This is a genomic window from Robbsia sp. KACC 23696 (genome assembly GCF_039852015.1).
Taxonomy (GTDB): Bacteria; Pseudomonadota; Gammaproteobacteria; order Burkholderiales; family Burkholderiaceae; genus Robbsia.
Genome location: NZ_CP156628.1, coordinates 792,968 through 810,829, shown reverse-complemented (window position 1 = coordinate 810,829; position 17,862 = coordinate 792,968). Strand labels below are relative to the sequence as shown.

General features: G+C 60.5%; 15 protein-coding genes. 10 read left to right on the top strand and 5 right to left on the bottom strand.

From position 1 onward, the window contains the following. The first annotated feature begins 733 nt into the window (after positions 1-733). The 4 genes from ABEG21_RS24800 to ABEG21_RS24785 all read left to right on the top strand — a co-directional run bounded on the left by ABEG21_RS24800 (position 734) and on the right by ABEG21_RS24785 (position 4,215). Complete coding sequence (locus tag ABEG21_RS24800; RefSeq protein ID WP_347558260.1) at positions 734-2,164, top strand: cytochrome ubiquinol oxidase subunit I; 1,431 nt, start codon at positions 734-736, stop codon at positions 2,162-2,164. A gap of 30 nt (positions 2,165-2,194) precedes the next feature. Further along, on the top strand, positions 2,195-3,196 hold the full coding sequence (cydB, locus tag ABEG21_RS24795) for a cytochrome d ubiquinol oxidase subunit II (protein WP_347558259.1): 1,002 nt from the start codon (positions 2,195-2,197) through the stop codon (positions 3,194-3,196). Between the two features lie 80 nt (positions 3,197-3,276). Then, positions 3,277-3,480, top strand: a complete 204-nt coding sequence (locus ABEG21_RS24790; RefSeq protein ID WP_347558258.1) for a hypothetical protein — start codon at positions 3,277-3,279, stop codon at positions 3,478-3,480. Between the two features lie 291 nt (positions 3,481-3,771). Next, positions 3,772-4,215, top strand: coding sequence for a DUF2177 family protein (locus tag ABEG21_RS24785; protein ID WP_347558257.1), 444 nt, complete (start codon positions 3,772-3,774; stop codon positions 4,213-4,215). 19 nt (positions 4,216-4,234) lie between these two features. Here ABEG21_RS24785 and ABEG21_RS24780 read toward each other — a convergent pair whose 3' ends face one another. Beyond that, on the bottom strand, positions 4,235-5,257 hold the full coding sequence (locus tag ABEG21_RS24780) for an LLM class flavin-dependent oxidoreductase (RefSeq protein ID WP_347559091.1): 1,023 nt from the start codon (positions 5,255-5,257) through the stop codon (positions 4,235-4,237). A 360-nt stretch (positions 5,258-5,617) separates the two neighbouring features. Continuing rightward, positions 5,618-5,851: a hypothetical protein gene (locus tag ABEG21_RS24775; RefSeq protein WP_347558256.1), complete on the bottom strand. Its 234-nt coding sequence runs from the start codon at positions 5,849-5,851 to the stop codon at positions 5,618-5,620. 386 nt (positions 5,852-6,237) lie between these two features. Between ABEG21_RS24775 and ABEG21_RS24770 the strand changes: the two genes are divergently transcribed. The 3 genes from ABEG21_RS24770 to ABEG21_RS24760 all read left to right on the top strand — a co-directional run bounded on the left by ABEG21_RS24770 (position 6,238) and on the right by ABEG21_RS24760 (position 10,522). After that, on the top strand, positions 6,238-7,029 hold the full coding sequence (locus tag ABEG21_RS24770; protein ID WP_347558255.1) for a gluconate 2-dehydrogenase subunit 3 family protein: 792 nt from the start codon (positions 6,238-6,240) through the stop codon (positions 7,027-7,029). Between the two features lie 294 nt (positions 7,030-7,323). Beyond that, the gene (locus ABEG21_RS24765; protein WP_347558254.1) at positions 7,324-9,093 is read left to right on the top strand and encodes a GMC family oxidoreductase; all 1,770 of its coding nucleotides are present in this window, start codon (positions 7,324-7,326) and stop codon (positions 9,091-9,093) included. A gap of 13 nt (positions 9,094-9,106) precedes the next feature. Further along, positions 9,107-10,522, top strand: a complete 1,416-nt coding sequence (locus tag ABEG21_RS24760) for a cytochrome c (protein WP_347558253.1) — start codon at positions 9,107-9,109, stop codon at positions 10,520-10,522. 63 nt (positions 10,523-10,585) lie between these two features. Here ABEG21_RS24760 and ABEG21_RS24755 read toward each other — a convergent pair whose 3' ends face one another. Then, a complete protein-coding gene (locus tag ABEG21_RS24755; RefSeq protein WP_347558252.1) occupies positions 10,586-12,763 on the bottom strand; it encodes a hypothetical protein in 2,178 nt (725 codons plus the stop codon). 322 nt (positions 12,764-13,085) lie between these two features. On the opposite strand from ABEG21_RS24755, the gene dinB reads away from it, so the two are divergent. After that, positions 13,086-14,285: a DNA polymerase IV gene (dinB, locus tag ABEG21_RS24750; protein ID WP_347558251.1), complete on the top strand. Its 1,200-nt coding sequence runs from the start codon at positions 13,086-13,088 to the stop codon at positions 14,283-14,285. Between the two features lie 16 nt (positions 14,286-14,301). Here dinB and ABEG21_RS24745 read toward each other — a convergent pair whose 3' ends face one another. Then, on the bottom strand, positions 14,302-14,511 hold the full coding sequence (locus ABEG21_RS24745; protein WP_347558250.1) for a hypothetical protein: 210 nt from the start codon (positions 14,509-14,511) through the stop codon (positions 14,302-14,304). Positions 14,512-14,727: 216 nt separating this feature from the next. Here ABEG21_RS24745 and ABEG21_RS24740 point away from each other — a divergent pair, with 216 nt between their 5' ends. Continuing rightward, entirely contained in the window at positions 14,728-15,396 is a 669-nt protein-coding gene (locus ABEG21_RS24740) for a DMT family transporter (RefSeq protein ID WP_347558249.1), read from the top strand. Positions 15,397-15,441: 45 nt separating this feature from the next. On the opposite strand, the gene gcvA is transcribed toward ABEG21_RS24740, so the two are convergent. Continuing rightward, positions 15,442-16,362: a transcriptional regulator GcvA gene (gcvA, locus tag ABEG21_RS24735; RefSeq protein ID WP_347558248.1), complete on the bottom strand. Its 921-nt coding sequence runs from the start codon at positions 16,360-16,362 to the stop codon at positions 15,442-15,444. A gap of 154 nt (positions 16,363-16,516) precedes the next feature. Here gcvA and ABEG21_RS24730 point away from each other — a divergent pair, with 154 nt between their 5' ends. Next, positions 16,517-17,857, top strand: coding sequence for an adenylosuccinate synthase (locus ABEG21_RS24730; protein WP_347559090.1), 1,341 nt, complete (start codon positions 16,517-16,519; stop codon positions 17,855-17,857). The last annotated feature ends 5 nt before the right edge of the window (positions 17,858-17,862 follow it).

Sequence of the window (17,862 nt, the reverse complement as noted above, 5' to 3'; positions counted from 1 at the left end):
GGTATCGAATGAGGCAGCGGCGGTTTTCACACTATCGTTCATGCGCATTGGAGTCAGGAGAAGCGTCGTGCCTTCCGCACGAAAAGCCGTGATGCTGAAGGTCTGGGGCGGCAAACAGTGCGTCGTCGTCCGGAAACGGCGTGGGTGTTCGTCAAGCGTCCCTGCATTTTACCGCCGCCCGCGTTAGGCCGCCGAATACCGGCCAGCAGATCGTCTTGCATCGATTGCCGCCGCAGCGGAATACGTCGGCCGCGAACGTGGCGCTCCGCGTGATGCAGCCCCTTCGCGCTCTGCACCACATTGGGGCGCTTTAAGCGTTAAGCCGACGCCCGTTCGTCTGATTTACCCGAAAGGGTCGATGCGGCAGATCGACGCATCGACGACGCATTTTTAGCGAGGCCGGACGCGACGCGCGATCGATTTCCTTTAAAGTAATCATATCGTTATGAACGTGTGCCGCTGTCTAGGCAACTAGTTTGTACTGGTAAGCGTAACGTTGCATGCGGCGGCCTGTCGCGTCGTCTTGGTGCATCGCATCTGGGATGATGGCGTCAGTCTCCCCACGCCAGAAAAAACAGCAGACGTGTAGCGGGAGCCGCGGTTCACGGTCAGGCAGTCCGGGCGTCATTGGCGCGCGACCCGCCGACGGATGAAACTGGGGTTTCCCGTACAACAAACGGATGTATCTCACGAGGGGTTGCCGATTGTCAGTGACAGGCCCTAAGGACGTAACATGTCGGTCAATATAAGTGCAGTCGATCTGGCCCGGTTCCAGTTCGCATTCACCGTTTCATTCCACATCATCTTTCCCGCGCTTAGTATCGGTCTCGCGAGTTTCCTCGCGGTGCTCGAAGGCGTGTGGCTGAAAACCCGCAACCCGATCTACAAGGACATGTTTATGTTCTGGTCGAAGGTGTTCGCGGTGGGCTTCGGCATGGGGGTGGTGTCCGGGGTCGTGATGAGTTATCAGTTCGGCACGAACTGGGGCGGATTCTCGACGTTCGCGGGGCCGGTCACGGGGCCGCTGCTCAGCTATGAAGTGCTGACCGCGTTCTTCCTCGAAGCGGGCTTCCTCGGCGTGATGCTGTTCGGCTGGCACAAGGTGGGCCCGAAGGCGCACTACGGCGCGACATTGATGGTGGCCATCGGCACGCTGATCTCGACGTTCTGGATTCTCGCATCCAACAGCTGGATGCAGACGCCGCAAGGCTTCGAGATCGTCAATGGCCGCGTGATGCCGACGGACTGGTTCAAGATCGTCTTCAACCCGTCCTTCCCGTACCGTCTGTTCCATATGGCCATCGCCGCGTTTATCGTCGCGGGCTTTGTGGTGGCGGCCAGCGCCGCCTGGCATATGCTGCGCGGACGCAAGGATCCGGCAATCCGCAAGTCGTTCTCGATGGCGCTGTGGCTGTTGTTGATCCTGACGCCGATTCAGGCTGTCGTCGGGGACGCGCACGGTTTGAACACGCGCAAGTATCAGCCGGCCAAGATCGCCGCGATCGAAGGGATCTGGGACACCGAGAAGGGCGTCGCATTGAACCTGTTCGGTATTCCGGACATGGAGAACGAAGAGACCAAGTACCGCATCTCGGTGCCGCATCTGGGCAGCCTGATCCTGACGCATGAATGGAATGGCGAGATCCGCGGTTTGAAGAGTTTCCCGAAGGAAGATCGTCCGAACTCGACGTTGATCTTCTGGACCTTCCGCATCATGGCCGGTCTCGGCATGCTGATGATCCTGATGTCGATCGTCGGTCTGGCCATGCGTAAGGGCGGCAAGATTTACGAGGCGCGTTGGTTCCAGCGCTGGGTGCTGTTGATGGGCCCGAGCGGCTTCCTGGCGCTGCTGGGCGGTTGGATCACGACCGAAGCCGGTCGTCAGCCGTGGGTGGTGTATGGCGTGATGCGCACCATTGATGCGGCCTCGCCGAACAACACGCAAGCGATGGGCATCTCGCTGATGATGTTCGTGATCGTGTATTTCCTGGTCTTCGGCACCGGTATCTACTACATCCTGAAGCTGATCCGGACGGGTCCGGCGCTGCCGATGGCGAGCGATCGCGAGAAGTCGCACCAATGGGGCGATGATGGTCGCGGCGATCATGCACAGACCGCCCGCCGTCCGCTGTCCGGCTCGAACGAGTCGATTGAATCGCACTGATCGCAGCCCTCGCGAATAAAGAGCAAGCAAATGGATATCACCTTTATTTGGGCGGCGATCATCGCGCTCGGCGTGTTCATGTACGTGGTGCTGGATGGGTTCGATCTGGGGATCGGCATCCTGTTCCCGTTCTTTCCGGAGCACCATGATCGCGACGTGTTGATGAACACGGTCGCGCCGGTGTGGGACGGCAACGAGACCTGGCTGGTGCTGGGCGGCGCGGGCCTCTTCGCGGCCTTCCCGGAAGCGTATTCGGGGATCCTGTCGGCGCTGTATCTGCCGCTGATCTTCATGCTGATCTGCCTTATTTTCCGTGGCGTGGCATTCGAACTGCGGGCCAAGTCGCGCCGCACGCGGAACCTGTGGGATCTGGCGTTCATTCTGGGTTCGGCTGGCGCGACCTTCTTCCAGGGCATCGCACTGGGTGGCTATCTGTCGGGCATCAAGATGGAGAACCACGCGTTCGCCGGCGGCCCGCTGGATTGGTTCACGCCGTTCAGCATGTTCTGCGGCTTTGCCTTGCTGATCGCGTACTCCGTCCTGGGTTGTGCCTGGTTGATCGCCAAGACGGACGGCGATCTGCAACGCAAGATGTATCGGCTGATGTGGCCGCTGACCGTGCTGCTGCTGGGCGCGATCCTCATCGTGAGTATCTGGACGCCGCTGGGCAACGATCTGATCGCCAGCCGATGGTTTGCAATGCCGACGCTGATGTATTTCTCGCCGGTGCCGATTCTGACGCTGCTGTGCGTGTGGCTGATGCGCCGTTCGGTTCGGAAGCAACATGACCGCCTGCCGTTCGTCTGGGGCCTGTCCTTGGTGTTCCTGTGCTACACCGGTTTCATCTTGAGCCTCTGGCCGAACATCATTCCGCCGTCGGTCTCGATCTGGGATGCGGCATCCCCGCACTCCAGTCAGCTGTTCGCCTTGATCGGTGTGGTCATCGTGTTGCCGATCATCTTGATCTACACGACGATGGGTTACTGGGTGTTCCGCGGCAAGGTTCGTCACGACGACCCGGGCTACCACTGATCCAGACGTGACACGGGGCAGGGCAGTAAGCGCCCCGTGTATCGCTTCAGCTTCGTTCCAAATCACTGACAGGTGACGTCATGAACCTCAATGCACCTTGGCTTGCCGCCATTCGCAAGCCGTTTCAAGCGGACGTCGGCACGCGTGGTCCGCGCGCGGCCGATGGGCAAGCACCGCGCGCCAAGCACCCGATGTTGTGGTTCGTGATGTTGTACGGCGGTGGCGTGGGCGTGACGCTGTTGGTCGCGATGATTTTCCATATCCTGGTGTTTTCCGCGCGTTGATCGCGACGGGCGTGCCGGCTTCACACCGCGCGCCAATCCGATCGCCCGCTGCTCGGCGGGGTTGTGTCGACCAGCCCCGCCTAGGGCCGGAGCGTTACCGCACTGATCCTCCGCACCCTCGTTCGAGGCGCGCGCACCCCGCATGACCGGTGTCCCCGCCGGTATCTGTTGTCCTGTTCCCTCCCCTAGCCGCTACACGCAACGACACTTGCCGATATGATCGAAAGACGACCGTCGCAGCGGCAGCGCGCGCGGTCGCATCGTTCAACACGGCGACATCGGAGAGACGCAATGGCAGCAGTAATAAGCGAGGGGACGCTCAGCGGGATCCTTTTACGTGGCGTGATCGCCTATATCGGCACCGCGGTGGTATTCCTGCTGATGGACGCGCTCTATCTGCGCTTTGTTGGCGGGGCCCTGTATCGTGCGGCATTGGGGGATTACCTGGCGGAGCCGGTACGCATCGGCCCGGCAGCCGCTTTCTACGTGATTTACGTGCTCGGCCTGGTGTACTTCGCCGTGCTACCGGGTATCGCGTCGGGGCACTGGAGCGCGGCGCTCTGGCGGGGTGCGGCTTTGGGCTTTTTCGGCTATGCCACGTACGAATTGACGAACTACGCGACGCTGGCGCGGTGGACGCCGGTTCTGGTTGCGGCGGATCTGCTGTGGGGGACGATCGTCAGCGCGGTGGGTGCCACCGCGGGGTACGCGGCGTTGCGGCTGTTCCTGCGCTGAACGATCCGTCGGGTAGCGCTTATGCGCGAACCGGCTGAAGCGTGCGCGCCGCTTCGGCCGCAATCTCGAACGAGCGCAAACGCGCCGTGTGATCGAAGATCTGTCCGGCCAGCATCAATTCATTGGCACCGGTGCGGGCCAAAATGCCTTGGAGCGCGGTATGGACCTGTTCCGGGTTGCCCACCGCGGCACACCCCAGCGCGCGCTCGACATTGGCCTTCTCGCTTTCGTGCCACAGGCCTTCCATCGAGTCGACCGGCGGCTTCAAGCGTCCCGGATTATTTCGACGCAAGGCGAGGAATTGCTGTTGCGCCGAGGTCATGATCCGACGCGCGTCGGTTTCCGTGTCAGCCGCGAAGACATTGACGCCCACCATGGCGTACGGCGCCGCCAACGTGGGAGAAGCCTCGAAGTGATGGCGGTAAGTGTCGAGCGCGGCGTCGAGCAGGTCCGGCGCGAAATGCGACGCAAAGGCGAAGGGCATGCCGAGCGCCGCGGCCAGGCGCGCGCTGAACAGACTCGAGCCAAGCAACCAAATCGGCACCTCGGTGCCGACGCCCGGTACGGCCAGTACGCGCTGGCCCGGAGCGGCCGGTGCGAAATAGTCGCGCAGCTCGAGCACGTCTTCCGGGAAACGCTCGGCGCTATCCTGCAATGTTCGACGCAAGGCACGGGCGGTCAATTGATCCGAGCCCGGCGCACGCCCGAGCCCGAGTTCGATCCGGCCGGGGAATAAGGTTGCCAGTGTGCCGAATTGTTCCGCGATCACGAGGGGGGCGTGGTTCGGCAACATGATGCCGCCCGAGCCGACGGTAATGTGTTTCGTCGCAGCGGCCACCTGTCCGATCAAGATCGACGTCGCCGAGCTGGCGATGCCCGGCATATTGTGGTGTTCCGCGAGCCAGTAGCGATTGAAACCCCACCGCTCGGCATGCTGGGCAAGATCGACGGTGCAGCGGAACGATTGCGCGGCGCTACCGCCCTCGACGATCGGCGACAGGTCGAGCAGCGATAAAGGCACTGGAAAAGCGGGGGATGGCATTGTCGCTTGTTCCGACGAAGCCGGATCGGAAGAGGGCGCGTAGGCGGACGTGCTGGCATACGTGCCGGCGGCGGTAGACTGCGACTCGGACATGATCGGGCGGCGCTCCGGGGAACGCGAAAGGAAAACGCCATGATAGGTCGTTCGCGATTCCGCTGCAGCGGAGGGGTATTTTTCGGGCGTTTCGATACGGGCGAACACCGCGCGTGACTGCCGTGCGGGGCGCGGAGACGCCCCTCGTCGTGGCGCGCGGCTGGCCGCGTTAACGCGGACCGGCCGACCTCAACGCAAACGCGCTGTCGCTTTCCAATCCGTCGAGGGCCTTTTACCCACGCAGACGGGGAATAGGCTGGGTGGAAATCAGCGATTGATCAGGCAGCGCGCCAGGACGTTCTCAGCTTGCGCGAACGCACCTGCTTTGGAAAAGCCACTCGCCAATGATTCGGATCGCGTTGTCGATGCCTGTTGGAAACAGGTTTTGCCGCCTTCCGCAGTGCCCGCGTGGGCATGCTGGATGGCCTTGTTCACCACCAGAAAGCCGAGCATCAGGATCACCAATATGGTGATGGCATGTCTCATGTAGTGATGGGTCACGGGCTGTCTCCTCCGTTAGCTATTCAACACGCCGTCGGCACAATAGACCGTTGCGCTTTTCGTGATGACGCTATCGAAAATGCGCCACATTTTGGGTTGACCGAGCGGCGGCCGCCCCGCGCATAACACCGTCCAGGTCTTGCTGTACCGGGCATTTGTAACGGTAGAGTAAGGCGGAAATAGGGGATACGTTAGCTAGGTCTTTCCCGCTCGGGTTAACGGCAAGTACCGCAGTCTCATCCGGAAGTCAACGCATCATGCGTCGTATCGGCACAGCGGCGTTTTGGCGCAATATATTTCATTTGGTTGTATGATCACATCGGGTCATCCCTAGGTGACATTTTAGAGCGCCGGGGCCTCTCTCTTCACTTACAAGCCAGTTCATCGTGTCAGACAAAAACGGTTTCAACGATGCGCAGCGGGCCGATGCCGCGGATGCTTCCGACGGCGCCCCGGTGAGTTCGAACCGCCGCCGCTTCCTGCGCGGTTCCGCCGTCATCCCGGTCATTCCGGTTGTCGCGGGCGCCAGTGCGCCGCTGATCCAGTCCGCCTTTGCGGAAGCGCCGCCCGCCCCGCCACTCGACCAATACCAGCCCAAGTTCTTCAATGCATCGGAGTGGTCCTTCATCAAGGCGCTGACTGATCGTCTGATCCCTGCGAACAGCGACGGGCCGGGTGCCTTGGAAGCGAACGTGCCTGTCTTTATCGATAGCGAATTGTCCGGTGGCTATGGCGCTGCCGAAGACTGGTATATGGAAGGGCCGTTCGACGTCAACGCCGATCCCATTTTTGGCTATCAGCTGCCGTATTCGCCGCGCGAAGTGTACCAAAAGGGTATTGCCGCGACGCAGAAGTACTGCCAGCAGACGTATCAGAAGGGCTTCGAGGCACTCGACGAGAAGACCCGCGATACGGTTCTGACCGCGCTGGAAAAGAACCAGGTGGACTTCAAGAATTTTGGTGAAACGCAGTTGCGTTCGGCGCAATTCTTCAGCGCAGTCTTGGGTAACACGCAAGAAGGCTATCTGTCGGATCCGATCCATGGCGGTAATCGCGATATGGGGTCGTGGAAGATGATGGGCTTCCCGGGCGTGCGCGCCAGCTATACGGAATGGATCGACCAGCACAACGTGCCCTATCCGCTGGGTCCCGTCGATCTGGCGGGCCGACGCGGCTAATTTGTCGCTCGCCCCAGACGAAGGCCTCGTCGGGTCCCGCGAAAGCTATTTGCCCCCTCGTCCCGCGTATCCAGCGACGACGTTTAATGGTCGGTTTCGAGCGCGATGTTATAGGACGACGTATAACACGGCGACGCCGAAAATCTATGTCGTCGGCAAGGGTATTCGCGGGGCAGGGCGAAGTCGGCGGGGCGGTGTCGGACCTTACAAAAGATGACATAGCGCGATTCAGTAAGTCATTACGTGAATGCAAGGCGGCACGGCGAGTCCGTGCGGCGCAAAAAAACAGGACAGATGATGGCTATCACAAAGGATCCGGTCGACGTCGTTGTCGTCGGCTTGGGATGGACTGGTTCGATCATGAGTATCGAATTGGCAAAGCAAGGGCTGACGGTGTTGGCGCTGGAGCGCGGCGGCGACCGTAAGAATGCCGAGTTCGCTTATCCGAAAGCCGCGGACGAATTGATGTACGGGAAGCGTCACAAGCTGATGATGCGGCCGAAGCAGGCTGCCATCACGGTGCGCCAGAACATCAATCAAACCGCCTTGCCAAACCGCGTGCTCGGACCCTTCCTGCCGGGCGACGGGGTAGGCGGTGCCGGTTTGCATTGGACCGGGCAGTTGATGCGCTCCACGGCGACCGATCTCAAAATGGCGTCTTTCGCCAAAGAGCATTACGCCAAGGGTCAGTTGCCGGACGACATGCGTTTGCAGGATTTCCCGGTTTCGTACGACGAGCTGGAACCGCATTTCGACTTTTTCGAGAAAGTCTGCGGCCTGTCCGGTCAGGCCGGCAACGTGCGCGGTCAGCTTTTCGATGGCGGCGATGCGTTTGAAAGCCCGCGCTCGAACCCCTATCCGCTGCCCCCGCTGAAAGACAGCTTGAGCAGTTCGATGTTCGACAAGGCGGCGCGTAATCTCGGCTATCACCCGTTCCCGAATCCGTCGGCGGCCGTGTCGCGTCCGTGGACGAACCCGTATGGCATGCAGCTCGGGCCGTGTAATTACTGCGGCTTCTGCAGTTTCTATGCGTGCGTGAATTTTTCGAAGGCCTCGCCGGAAACGACGATTCTCGACGCGGTACGCCGCATGCCGAATTTCTCGTATCGGACGAACAGCAATGTGATCCGAGTCGACTTGAACGCGGACAAAAAGACCGCCAAGGGCGTGACCTATGTCGACGAGAATAACAACGAGGTGTTCCAGCCCGCGAAGCTGGTGATCCTGTCGTCGTTCTCGCTGAACAATGTGCGTCTGATGCTGTTGTCCGGTATCGGCAAGCCGTACGATCCGGTGACCGAACAGGGTCAGGTCGGGAAGAATTACGCATGGCAGATGGGCACCAGCTTGCAGATGTTCTTCAAGGACTTGCACTTCAATCCGTTCGCCTCGGCGGGCACCACCGGCAAGATGTTCAACGACTTCTCGCCGGGAACGTACGACGCGGCGAAGCTTGGCTTTATCGGTGGCGCGAAGCTGCATGGTTCGCAACCCACTGGCACGCCGATGTCGACGACCTTGCCGGCCGGCACGAAGAAGTGGGGCGCCGATTACAAGACGGCGCTGAAAAACTACTACGGCCATCACATGAAGTTGTCGATGTCGCTGACGAATATGTCGTATCGCGGCGTCTATCTGGATCTGGATCCCACGTACAAGGATCCGTACGGCCAGCCCTTGCTGCGTATGACGTACGACTACAAGGACAACGAGATCAATGTCGCGCAGTATCTGGGCGGCAAGCTGCGTGAAATCGCCGCCGAGCTGAAGCCCGATCGGATGGACGACACGATCATCAAGCCGGGTACGCATGTGAAGATGGTGGGTTATGTGTCCACGCACAATGTCGGCGGCGCCATCATGGGTGACAGTCCGAATAACTCGGCGTTGAACAAGTTCATGCAGAGCTGGGACGTACACAATGTGTTCGTGCCGGGCGGCAATGCGTTCCCGCAGAACTTCCAGAACAACCCCACCGGGACGATCGGTGCACTGACGTACTTCTCCGTGAAGGCGATCATCGATCAGTACTTGAAGAATCCGGGCCCGCTGGTTCAGGCATAAGGCGCATATTGGGATGAAAAACAAGATGAAGGTCTCTACACCTCGCGCGGCGTGGCAGCGTCCGGCTGTTCGCGCGTTGCGCACCGGCGTGTTGGTCGGTGCATTCGGACTGGCCGCCTGGCTGCAACCGTCCGCTGCGGTTGCAGCGCCGGATGCCACGGCATCGTCGCCGCTGGCCGCATCGGCGACGGGCGCCGACGACGCGTCGATCCGGCACGGTGCCTATCTGGCACGTGTCGGCGACTGTATCGCCTGCCACACCGCCGCCGCGACGAGCAAGAACCCGGCCGGTCAGCCGTTTGCCGGCGGACTGCCGATCAAGAGCCCGCTCGGCACGATCTATTCGACGAATATCACGCCGGACGCGGACCACGGTATCGGTCAATACACGGAAGCGCAATTTGCCGCGGCGTTGCGCGATGGCAAGCGTGCCGACGGATCGAATCTGTACCCGGCCATGCCCTATCCCTCGTATAGCAAGCTGACGGACGCGGACGTGCATGATCTGTACGTGTACTTCATGAAAGGCGTGAAGCCGGTGGCAGTCACGCCGCCCCAGACCGCGTTGTCGTTTCCGTTCAACCTGCGCTTTGGTCTGAGCCTGTGGAACTGGGCCTTTACGCAACCGGGGGCTTTCAAGCCGGACCCGAAGTTGAGTGTCGATCAGAATCGCGGTGCCTATTTGGTGGAAGGTTTAGGTCACTGCGGTAGCTGCCATACGGCACGCGGTGTCGCGATGCAAGAAAAGGCGCTCGACGGCAGCGGCAGCGACTATCTCGGTGGCGCTGGCCTGAACGGTTGGTGGGCGCCGCAACTGCGCGCCGGCGGGCAGGCAGGCGGCGTGGCAAGCTGGACCGCGGACGAAGTGGTCGACTACCTGTCATCGGGTCGCAATGCGCACACGACGGTGGGCGGCGAGATGAAGTCGGTTGTCGAGCACAGTACGTCGCATATGAGCGATGCCGATCTGCACGCAGTGGCCGATTACCTGAAGACGCTGAGCGTCAATCAGGCGACGGCGACACCTGCGGTGGACGAAATCGCGCGGGCCGCAACGCAGGCACATCTGACGGCGGCAAAGCAGCTGACGTTGGGCGAGCGTCTGTATCTCGATAACTGCGCGGGCTGCCATACGGTCACCGGTAACGGCGCATCGCGTGTGTTCCCGGCCACGGCGGGCAATTCGATGGTCAATGCCAAGGATCCGACTGGCTTGATCGAGACGATCCTGCGTGGCGCCGAAGCGCCGTCGACGGACAAGGCGCCCGAACGTTTGCCGATGCCCCCGTTCGCGGGTCGGATGAACGACGATGAAGTTGCGCAGTTGGCCACGTTTGTCCGTTCGGGTTGGGGCAATAAGGGTGCGAGTGTTTCCGCATCGCAAGTGGCGAAGGTAAGAGCGCAACTGGCTAGCGACGAGAAAAACTAAACGCCGCACGACTCGGCGTGCACGTGACGTTGGCACGGCATGCCGAGTGGCCCCTGCGCAGGGCTAGGTGTCGCATTTGAAATAATCTATCAATTCTGCTCTGCCGCGCGTTTCCTGCAGTAGATAGAAGAAAGCGTCCGCGTCGTCGAAACCCGCTTCGCGCAGCCGCGATCGGAGGACCGATTTGACGAGGAAGTCGCGCGGCGCGATGTTGTCGGCAATGCCGTCCAGGATGATTTCTCGCATCGCGTTTCTATCCGATTGCAAAATACCCATCCGATTGCAGAAGCAGTCGAACTTGCTGAGAGGGCCCTCGCGCTTATCGGGCATCATCGGGAAGTTGACCGCGGCGATTTTGCATAATTGTCGGGAAAAGATCGTCTCGGAATGATGGCTTCGCGACGTTGGATTGAGCAAGAACGCCTCGGTCAACCGGACCAGGCACGTTTTGCTAATCAAACGCTTACTGCGTGACAGCAGAAACGCGCGCGCATTTGCCGGAAACGTCGACAAGTCGAATCGATTGGATGACTGCCACATATAAGATAGCAACACGCCCCATGACCACGACGGCGTCGAATCAACCACTTGCTGCGTCAGCGCGGCAATCTCGTTGAAGCGCGCTTCGCTGAGGGGGAGATCGCTACTGCGTAACAAGGCCTGAATCTCAGCGACGTAGCTATGTACGATGGCGAACGGCTGGTCGCGTTTCGTGAACTTCTCGACGACTTCACGTCGCCATGTCTCAAAACGCCGGTAGGGCTCGCCGTTTGTTTCCTTGGTCAGACCGTTCGCCAACCGTTCCATCAGTAACGGCTGAACACGGAGAGGCGCGGATTGTATTTTTTCAAATAGCGCGTCGAACTGCGCGTGGAGCTGCGCCTTGAACCGTGGGCCGAGCAGCGCGAGATAGGCCTCCTCGAAGACCGCCAGATCGTAGAGCTTCACACAGTTGACCACCGTCCTTTGCCGCAGCTTCCGGGCATCCGGACAGGTTGCCGGATCCGCTTCCTTGCGTTCCTGAGCATGGATTTTGGCAAACCGCGCGATATGACCGTCGAAATTTTCCATGCTGCCAAAGTCGCGTAGACGGATGGGCGCCCCTGATTTCCCAGGCTGCACATCCGCTTCGACAGCCGCGCGCGTACTGGGCAAGACCTCGAGTTTTTTGTCCGATACGATCGCGGCGCGTATGTGCGCGGTAGCGCCAAACACGTCGGGTTCCAGCCTCTGAAAGAAGCGATAGGCATGATCGAGCCAATCGTGTCGCATCGCGCCGGCATGGCATTTGAACGTGCGCAGCCATTTGTTATGGCTATGTCGCAACGCTGGCAGGAAGGACTGCATGTGCAGATCTTCCGTTAGCGTCATAAAAGCGAGGTCATCACCCGACCACACTGCGCAATGGGCTTTGTAGGGGTAGTTGCGCCCCTTCATTTTTGCCGCGATATCGCCTGCAATGATCGGATCCAGCAATGCGTGGCGCTGAGCGTACGTGATACCAAAACGCAGCTGAAGGGCCTCGGCGATATTCGTGATCCCGGCGTCGATGTCGCGATCGAGGCCGACTGTTCGAGCGAGGCCGATGGCGAGTCGGTCCGACACCCTCGGAAAAGGTCGACCGCCGTCCTTGATCAGCGTCCAGACGATCGACGACGCTATGGCACCGCATGTCGCGAAAATCGCATCGAGGGCACCCGACCATTCAGAGGAAGACATGTCCCGGTGGCGATCGACGAATTCGCTGGTATACGCTTCATATCGAGACGAACGCAAGGGGCAATTGGCGTACCATTCGGCAATACGGAGATCGACCAGCCAGGGTGTGATTGCAAGGGACGGGGCGTCCAGGCGCAGCACATGCAATGCGTGCCGGGCGATGTCGATGCTGTCGTTCATCGCCGTGTGAATCGGGTTCGAGGCGTGGCGGGCCAGGCCGCGCCGGCGAGTGGCAAGCATATAAAGCAGGACCGGGCGCACCGTGGCGGGCGCAGTATCGATATGCGCCAACGCGTCCAATAACGTGTCGTTCGTGACCATATCGGACAAGGCCGATGAAATAACCTTGACCCATCGTGTGCCGGGAAGTTGGTCAGTCTTGTAGTAATGCCACAGTGTCTTATTGGTGCCGTGTAACGTCGCAATATCCTCAAAACAGAGGGCACCAGCGATCTGTTCCAAAATAGGGGGGCAAAGCGTCGTGAACATGTCATGCGACGTGGCGAGTCTGTCGATGTTCATCAATCGCTCCGTTTCGGTTGAAGCCGACGACTCCCGACAGTGGCGACGACGGCAGCTTTTGATATTAGCGATTCGCCCAGTGCGGAAATCCAAACTCTTCGGTTCAACAGCGTTATCTTCGTTGCGTTGACAGGTCAATTTCGCTGGATTTACAGTGCGGCGCGTAACGGTTACGAGACGGAATCTTTTTGTGATAGGTGGGTGGGGCCGCGTCGTTTCGTCCTGGCGGACCGAATTATGATACTGTACGGATACACAGCCTTTACGAGTCGAGGGCACGTAAAGGCGTAACGTCGCGACTGCCCGAATCATCGCTCACACGATGCCTGCCTCCCATCCCGATTCACCGATCGATTCAGTCGAGCCGCCTGTCCGGCGCATCGCGCATTTGGATATGGACGCTTTCTATGCGTCCGTCGAATTGCTGCGCTATCCCGAATTGAAGGGCCAGGCGGTCGTGATCGGTGGCGGTCGGCAGGCTGCGCCTACGGAGCGCCCGGACGGCAGTCGCCAATTCGCGCGTCTGCGCGACTATGCGGGTCGGGGTGTCGTCACCACGTCGACGTATGAGGCACGTGCATTGGGTGTCTTCTCGGCGATGGGCATGATGAAGGCGGCGCAATTGGCGCCGGATGCCTTTCTGCTGCCAACGGACTTCGACGCGTACCGACACTATTCGAGACTTTTCAAGGCAGCCGTCCGCACGTTTACCGATTGCGTGGAAGATCGCGGCATCGACGAAATCTACATCGATCTGACGACGTTGGCCGCGGACTTACGGATTGGGATGACGGAATTAGGGACCCGGATCAAGGATGCCGTCACGCAGGCGACCGGCTTGACCTGTTCGATCTGTATCGCCCCGAACAAGCTGCTGGCGAAAATCGGTTCCGAACTCGACAAGCCGAACGGCTTGACGCTGCTGACGATGGCCGATCTTGAGACGCGCATCTGGCCGCTGGCGGCGAAAAAAGTCAATGGCATCGGCCCGAAGGCAAGCGAGAAACTGGCCGGCCTCGGACTGCATACGGTCGGCGACTTGGCGCGGGCCGACCCGGCCGTGCTGCAAGAAAACTTCGGCCGCAGCTATGCCGCATGGTTGGGCTTGGTCGCCCATGGGCAAGACGAACGCGAGGTCGTCGTCAGCTCCGAGCCGAAATCGATGAGTCGCGAGACGACGTTCGAGCGTGATCTGCACGTCAAACACGATCGGCCGGCGTTGACCGCGGCGTTCACGGCCTTGTGCGAGCGGGTAGCGGACGACCTGAGACGCAAGGGGTACGTCGGGCATACGATCGGCATCAAACTGCGCTACGACGATTTCAAGACGGTCACGCGCGACTTCACGCGTCAGGTGCCGACGGCGGATGCCGCGGAAATCCGCCGCGCGGCGGGCGAGTGTTTGAAGCGTGTGCCGCTTGAGCGAAAGCTGCGCTTGCTGGGGGTGCGCGTGGGCGGATTGGTCGATGCCGAGTCGGCCTTGGCTGGGCACGAATGGGTGCAGCACGATTTGTTCGGATAAAGGTCAGCTCGCGCTATCATAAACGTTGCAGGTCTAGCCCAATAGGCATTTCCCCGGCGCGGTTGGCGAAGTCGTCATGCTGGTGCGCGATGTCTGGCTGCAGGCCATCTACAGCCCGGTGCTGGACCAGGAAGGTCGGCCCTTCAAGATCATCAAATAGGCCACCGTGGTGACGCGCGAGAAACTTCGCCAGGCAGACCATCAGGGCCAGATCGCGGCGATCCATAAGTCGCAGAGCGTCGTTTCGTTCGACATGGATGGCAAGATGCTGGAGGCGAATGACAACTTCCTCACCCTGATGGGCTATACGCTCGCTCAGGTTGTCGGCAGCATCATCGGATTTTCGTCGACAAGAAAACGGCTGCGCATGCCGGTTTCGCGCTTGATGCGTCGATCTTGCTTGATTTACAGTGAATCCTCCTCCTATTTGGACGCAGGTCAGATGAGACGCGCATTAGATGGATCCGCCGTTGCGACAATGGTCGTGCTTTGCTGCACGTGGGCCTTGCAACAAATCGCCATCAAGGCGATCGCGGACACGGTTTCCCCCTTCTTTCAGGTTGCGCTGCGATCCGGCGTGACGTTGACGTTCGCGGGCATTGCCGTCGCCTTGCTGATGGAGATGCCGGGCGCGCGGACCGGGCATGCGTTGTTCGGCGATTTTCTCGCGCTTTGCGGGGGCGTGGTGTGGGGCGCGACGACAGTGGCCGTGCGTATCAGCCGCCTTAGTGAAGCGCCGCCAACACAGACCTTGTTTTATCAGTTGCTCGGCGCGTTCGTTCTGCTGTTGCCGGTGTCGCTGGCCACCGGGCAGGTCCATGGGCTGTCCGGGCTGCTCGTATGGGCCAGCTTGGCATTTCAGACGCTCATCGTCTCCGTTGTCAGTTTCCTCATCTGGTTCGGATTACTAAGGCGGTATGTTGCGGCCCCCCTGGGCATTTTGTGCCTGATGACTCCGCTGATCGGTGTCGTTTTGGGATCGATGATTTTGAAGGAGCGGCTTACGACGCCCTTTATAAGCGGTACCGTGTTGGCGTTGACTGGTTTGCTTATTGTCAGTGGCAGTGCGATCGCCAGGCGACAGCTTGCCGCATCACGGCTCAAGGGCTAGGGCCAATAGCAAAATGCACGATGCGGCGATGGTGATCCTAAAAGGTCAGGAGCTTGCCGCGGAGGGATTTTTCCCTTTGTCGCCGCGTGCTCCGACGATCGAAAGCCAGTGCCGCAGCGCACGGACGCCGGCGTTGTCGGCGCGCTCGGTGCGTACGTAGGTAAAGTATCGCCAAGCGGGCAATGCCGGTCCATCGAAGGGACAGATCAACCGTCCTTCGGCAATATCGTCAGCAACCAATGCGGTGGGACCCATCGCGACACCCAGGCCATCTACGGCACCTTGCAGCGTCATATAAAAATGTTCGAGCGTCAGCCCCTGTTGCGGCAGGAGATCGGCGTTGCCGCTCGCGGCCAACCAATCGGGCCACATTCTGGGATAGGTGGCCGCGTGCAGCAGCGTGAACCGGGCGAGGTCGGAAGGCTTCTCCAGCGGCCTGCCTTGCAGTAGCTTGGGTGAGCAGACCGGCAGACGTCGCTCCGCAAGAAATTCCTCCGCCTCGAAGCCATCGACTGTTTGCGGGCCCCCTCGAATCACGACATCGATATCCGGCGACACTTTGTCGATGGGCTCGTTCGAGCTCGACAGACGGACTTCGATGGCCGGTTGCGCAGCCTGGAACGACGACAGGCGCGGAATAAGCCAGCGCAATGCAAACGTGGCGGGCGCGTTCACGCGCAAAACCGTTTGCCCGTCCGTTTGTGTTTGCTGTGCGGTGGCCTCGGCGATGCGATCGAATGCCGCGGTGATCTCGCCGACATAGCGCTGGCCCGCCGCAGTCAGGGCGACACGGCGATTGTAGCGGTCGAACAGGGCATGTCCCAGCCAGCTTTCCAGTTGCTGGATATGGCGGCTGATCGCGCCGTGCGTGACGCAAAGTTCGTCCGCCGCAGCGGAGAAGCTGCCGAGCCGCGCGGCGGCTTCGAAAGCGCGCAGCGCGTTCAACGGGGGAAGGCGTCGGGCCATGTGAATACGCGATGTTCGGGTGACTTTAAGTCACACGATACGTCAAGATTAATGGTTTGTGGCGATTTCCGTTCGGCATTTATAGTGACGTCGGATCGCGTGTTGGCGCGGGTGGCAGAGGAAATAGACCGAGGAGCAAGGCGTGTCGCAAGTAATAAACGTTGTCGCAACCGAGACGCCGTCCCCGGCGAAGCGCGCGGAAGGCGCAAATGTGGTGGTCGTCGGCGCGCAGTGGGGCGACGAAGGAAAGGGACGCCTCGTCGATTGGTTGGCACGCGACGCCGACATCGTTGTGCGGTATAACGGCGGCCATAACGCCGGTCATACGCTGGTGGTCGACGACAAGATCTACAAGCTCGCGTTGTTGCCGAGCGGTCTGGTTCGGGGCAAGCGCGGCGTTATCGGCAACGGGGTGGCACTCGACCCCGAGGCACTCCTCGCCGAGATCGACCGGGTGGCCGCGCAAGGACTGCAGGTTACACCCGAGAATCTCGCTATCTCGGAAAACGCGACATTGGTATTGCCGTTGCATCGGGACATCGACCGCGCGCAAGAGCAATTGCGTCGCTCGCCTATTGGCACGACACTGCGCGGCATCGGGCCGGCCTATGAGGATAAGGTGGGGCGCCGTGGCTTGCGCGTCTGTGATCTGGGGGATCCGGCAAGCCTCGCGGCGAAACTCGACGAACTCGTTGTCTATCACAATGCCTGGTTTCGGGGCTTGTCCTTGCCCGAGGCGAACAGTGCGACGATCTTGGCCGGTTTATTGGCACTGGCGCCAAGGGTGCTTCCTTTCGTTCGCCCGGTCTGGTCCGACCTGCAGGCGGCGCAGGCAAGCGGCCAGAAGATGTTGTTCGAAGGCTCGCAGGCGGTGATGCTAGACATCGATTGGGGGAGCTATCCCTATGTCACGTCCTCGAATACGGTGGCTTCTGCTGCCGCCACCGGGTCGGGTATCGGCGCCAAGTCTCTGGGACATGTAGTCGGCGTCACGAAAGCCTACGCGACGCGCGTGGGAGAGGGACCGTTCGTTACCGAGTTGCACGATGCGATGGGCGAGCGGCTGCGAGCCACCGGACGCGAATTCGGCGTGAATACGGGGCGGCCCCGGCGATGCGGCTGGCTCGATATGGTGCAACTCCGGCAGAGCGTTCAGGTCTCCGGTATCGATTCCCTCGCGCTTACGAAAATCGATGTGCTGGATGGTCTGGATCGTATATCGCTGTGCGTCGCTTACACGCTCGACGGCGAGCGCCTGGATTACCTCCCGGCGAGTCTGGCGACGCAAGCGCGGCTTACGCCGGTCTATGAACACTTCGAGGGTTGGTCGCAGCCGGTGCAGGGCATGCGTGATCTGGCATCGTTACCGGCGCAAGCGCGTGCCTTTATCGACCGCGTCGCGTCGTTGGCAGGCGTTCCGATTTCGATCGTCACCACAGGACCGGAGCGCCAGGACACGATCGTGATTCGCGATCCTTATCAAACGGCGCATTGATAGCT

Coding starts and splice junctions, on each gene's coding strand:
- ABEG21_RS24800 (WP_347558260.1), top strand. CDS start 734: ATGTCGGTCAATATAAGTGCAGTCGATCTGGCCCGGTTCCAGTTCGCA.
- cydB (WP_347558259.1), top strand. CDS start 2,195: ATGGATATCACCTTTATTTGGGCGGCGATCATCGCGCTCGGCGTGTTC.
- ABEG21_RS24790 (WP_347558258.1), top strand. CDS start 3,277: ATGAACCTCAATGCACCTTGGCTTGCCGCCATTCGCAAGCCGTTTCAA.
- ABEG21_RS24785 (WP_347558257.1), top strand. CDS start 3,772: ATGGCAGCAGTAATAAGCGAGGGGACGCTCAGCGGGATCCTTTTACGT.
- ABEG21_RS24780 (WP_347559091.1), bottom strand. CDS start 5,257: ATGCCATCCCCCGCTTTTCCAGTGCCTTTATCGCTGCTCGACCTGTCG.
- ABEG21_RS24765 (WP_347558254.1), top strand. CDS start 7,324: ATGATGGCTATCACAAAGGATCCGGTCGACGTCGTTGTCGTCGGCTTG.
- ABEG21_RS24760 (WP_347558253.1), top strand. CDS start 9,107: ATGAAAAACAAGATGAAGGTCTCTACACCTCGCGCGGCGTGGCAGCGT.
- ABEG21_RS24755 (WP_347558252.1), bottom strand. CDS start 12,763: ATGAACATCGACAGACTCGCCACGTCGCATGACATGTTCACGACGCTT.
- dinB (WP_347558251.1), top strand. CDS start 13,086: ATGCCTGCCTCCCATCCCGATTCACCGATCGATTCAGTCGAGCCGCCT.
- ABEG21_RS24745 (WP_347558250.1), bottom strand. CDS start 14,511: ATGGATCGCCGCGATCTGGCCCTGATGGTCTGCCTGGCGAAGTTTCTC.
- ABEG21_RS24740 (WP_347558249.1), top strand. CDS start 14,728: ATGAGACGCGCATTAGATGGATCCGCCGTTGCGACAATGGTCGTGCTT.
- gcvA (WP_347558248.1), bottom strand. CDS start 16,362: ATGGCCCGACGCCTTCCCCCGTTGAACGCGCTGCGCGCTTTCGAAGCC.